Source organism: Nocardioides sp. CPCC 206348, assembly GCF_048654705.1.
GTDB lineage: Bacteria > Actinomycetota > Actinomycetes > Propionibacteriales > Nocardioidaceae > Nocardioides.
Genome location: NZ_JBMCZA010000239.1, coordinates 115,025 through 118,258 on the forward strand (window position 1 = coordinate 115,025; position 3,234 = coordinate 118,258).

3 protein-coding genes and 1 tRNA gene are annotated in these 3,234 nt (G+C 71.5%); 2 read left to right on the top strand and 2 right to left on the bottom strand.

Annotated features, from left to right (window positions below):
* Window positions 1–283, top strand: a 283-nt coding sequence (locus ACOADB_RS27850) for a hypothetical protein (protein ID WP_378606816.1), incomplete at its 5' end; no start/stop codon positions are given.
* Here ACOADB_RS27850 and ACOADB_RS27855 read toward each other — a convergent pair.
* A complete protein-coding gene (locus ACOADB_RS27855; RefSeq protein ID WP_378606819.1) occupies window positions 266–1,003 on the bottom strand; it encodes a hypothetical protein in 738 nt (245 codons plus the stop codon). The genes ACOADB_RS27850 and ACOADB_RS27855 overlap by 18 nt on opposite strands.
* An 80-nt stretch (window positions 1,004–1,083) precedes the next feature.
* A tRNA-Ser gene (locus ACOADB_RS27860) sits at window positions 1,084–1,171 on the bottom strand.
* Window positions 1,172–1,292: 121 nt separating this feature from the next.
* Between ACOADB_RS27860 and ACOADB_RS27865 the strand changes: the two genes are divergently transcribed.
* Window positions 1,293–3,234, top strand: a 1,942-nt coding sequence (locus tag ACOADB_RS27865) for an RICIN domain-containing protein (RefSeq protein WP_378606822.1), incomplete at its 3' end; no start/stop codon positions are given.

The following is a 3,234-nucleotide window of genomic DNA, read 5'->3' on the forward strand; positions in this document are numbered from 1 at the left end:
GAGCGGCAACAGCGACGGCGCGAGCCCGTTGACCGGCTACGGCGTCGTGCAACCGGTGGAGGCGATCCTCCGCGACGTCAACGGGATGGGAGCCGAAGGACACGAGGCGGACGTCGTACCGCGGGCCAAGGTGCCGCGGGAGCGCGCCGACCTGCTGGCCGACGCCCGTGACAACGCGGTCTGGTGGGGACTCGGTGGCGGTGGTGCGCTGGTGATCCTGCTGGTGCTGCGCCCGGTGCTCGCCCGCCGTCGTACGGGTGGCGGCTCAGAACTCCGTCGGTGAGGCCGCGCGGTCCTCGGCGAGGGTGAGTTCGGGCAGCTCGCCCGTCCAGCGCAGGACCAGGGCCGGGCGCAGCTCGCGCACCTGGTTCAGCAGGGCGGTGAGGAACAGGAACCCGCCCAGGATCTCGAGGCTCTCCTCGAGCGTCATCACGGCGAGGTAGGTCAGCGACTGGCGACCCTCGTCGACGACGCTGCCACCGACCATCTCGAAGCCGACGGCTCCCGCGAGGTAGACGACCACCGCGACGATGAGCTGCGGCCGGATCGCGTCGGACAGGTTGCGCACCACCGGTGCGAAGTAGAACGCCGCGCCGCCGACGATGAGCAGGGCGGGGATCAGCCAGGCGAAGTAGAGGACCCCGAAGTCCAGGCCGAGGCCGTTGCGGAGCGGACGACTGGCCATGTCGTGGAGCTGGGCGGTCTCGTCGATCGCCATCACGAGCAGGAACGCCGACAGGATCGCCCAGCGGCCCGCGATGGCCTCCTGCCGGAGACGGCGCACCTGGGCCACCAGCAGGCACAGTGCGGCCGAGCAGATCAGCAGGAACGAGGAGAACCACGCGGCGAGGTTGCCCTCGGCGTTCAGGTCGAACTGACGGATCAGCCCGTACTTGGTCTCGTAGACGTCGAACCCCTCGCGGGCGACCAGCCCGGCGATGTGTCCGAGGATGAGCACGACAGCGCACCAGGCCAGGATTCGTGCGGGACGCAACATGTTCACTCACCAACGTTAGGGCTTCGCGTCCCGGATTCCGCGCAAGCAATGACGAACGGCGCCGACTGGGCGTCGGCGCCGTCCTGTGGCGGAGGTACGGGGATTCGAACCCCGGAGGGCGTTAACCCAACTCGCTTTCCAAGCGAGCGCCATAGGCCACTAGGCGATACCTCCGCGGAGGAGGCTACCCGCCGCCCGGCGGCGGCATGAAATCGTCCACGCCTCAGCGCCTCGACATCGATGCGGGGGTGCAGCACACTGATGCGCGGAGCGTCGTCCTGGGGAGGGTCTCGCAATGGGGAATCGGCAGCGCTGTGCGCTGGGAGTGTTCGCGGTCGTGCTGGCAGGCCTGCTGGCCCTGCCCGCGGGAGCACCGGCAGGTGCATCGGCGTCCGCCGACACCACTGGATCGGCCGGATCGGCCGGATCGGCCGTGGCAGCGTCGGCACCACCGTCGGTGCTGGAGCGCACCGTCACCCGGGACGGGCGCAGCCTGAAGGTCCGGCTGACCCGGGTCAGCACCCGCGCACCCGGGTTCGAGGTCCTGGTCCAGCAGCCGAGCGGTGCGCTGGTCGCCGAGGCCGCTCCGGCCGAACGCTCCTACCTCGGCACCGTGGACGGCGTGCCCGGGGCGAGCGCTGCGGCGGTGCTCCGCTCCGACGGGAAGGTCGAGGGCCTGGTCATCTTCGACCGAGGTGGCACCTGGCACTTCGTCGGCTCCACGGTCGTCGGCACCCGCGGGCTGTCCCAGCCGACGACGTACGCCTGGCCGTCGGCCACCGACACGTCCCGCAACGTCTCGGTCGTCCCGGGTCAGGTCGGGGCGAAGACCTACCGCTGGAGCGTCGGGTACGACCTGGCGAACCGCTGGTTCAGCGACGCGGCCACGATCAACGGGTCGGTGGCCCGTGCCCTCGACGCCGTCGAGCTCAACACCGTGGTCCTGCAGGCCGCCTACGAGACAGACGCACGGCTCCGTCCGGCGACGGGGCGCGTGATCATCCGCGCGGCGGCGGCCGTCGAGCCCTACGCCGGCTACGAATCGCCGCTCGGCGACGTCCGTGAGGAGTGGCGTACGGCGCAGGCCGACTCCGGTGTCGACGCCGTTGCCCTGTGGCACGGCGGATCCGGGGGCGGCGGTGTCGCCTACGTGTGGACCATCGCCAGCGCCAACGGCGTCAGCGCGAACGGCGGCACCGGCACGCCCTGGGTGGTGACGCGGCACGAGCTGGGCCACGTCTGGGGAGCCCACGACAACCACACGAACGGCCCCGAGGGCGCGACCATCAACTCGGGCAACCAGTTCCACCGCTTCGACGGGACCGAGCTCAGTGCGATCCTGCGCCTTCGCAACGACCGACTGGCCCGCGCCGTGTCACCGTTCGAGGTCGTCCCGGCCCAGACGGTGCCCCTGCCGCCGTACGCCGCCCTGGACCTGGTGGTCCACCAGACCAGCGGGACGGCGTACCGGTTCCGGCCCACCGCCAACGACCACGACGCGAACGGCAACGCTCTCGCCCTGTCCGGTGTCGCCTCCCGCAGCCACCTGGGTGGACGGCTGTCCAGGTCGGGCGACGTCGTGACCTACCTCCCGCCGCGGGTGGCGAGCCGTACGACGGACTTCGTCCGCTACATCGTGCGGGACTCCACCGGCCGTACGGCGACGGGCGTGGTGCTGTTCCGTGTCGATCCCGCCCCGGCTGCGGGCCCGGTGAGCGGTTGGCGCAATGTCGCGGTCACGCCGGCCTCGCGCTACACGATCCTCAACACGCAGTCCCGGCTGGTCATCGGCGCGGACACCCGGAACCGGGTGGTGCAGCGCGGTTCGTCCGGGTCCCTCACCGCATTCACGGTGCGGAAGTCCACGACCTATGCGATCCAGCGAGCGGGCGGTGGTTGCCTGGCGGCGCGTTCGCGGGGCCAGGTCGTCTTCGAGAAGTGCCGGGCCGTGTCGGCCCAGCGGTTCCGGATCGTCGAGCACCCGGTCACCGGCACGGCGATCGTCAGCAAGACCTATGGCACCTGCGTGCTGCCTGCGAGCGGGAGCATCCTCTCCGGCGCCGTGCTGTCCCATCGCGCGTGCGGGCCCACGCTCGCGATGAGCTGGTCGTTCCGGACGCCCGCGGTGTCCGCCTGGACGACGCTGGCGCCGAGCGCGGGGGAACGCACCCTGGTCCAGCTCGTGTCGGGACGGCCGGCCGGTGTCCCCGCGGGCACGGTCGGGGACTCGGCCCTCC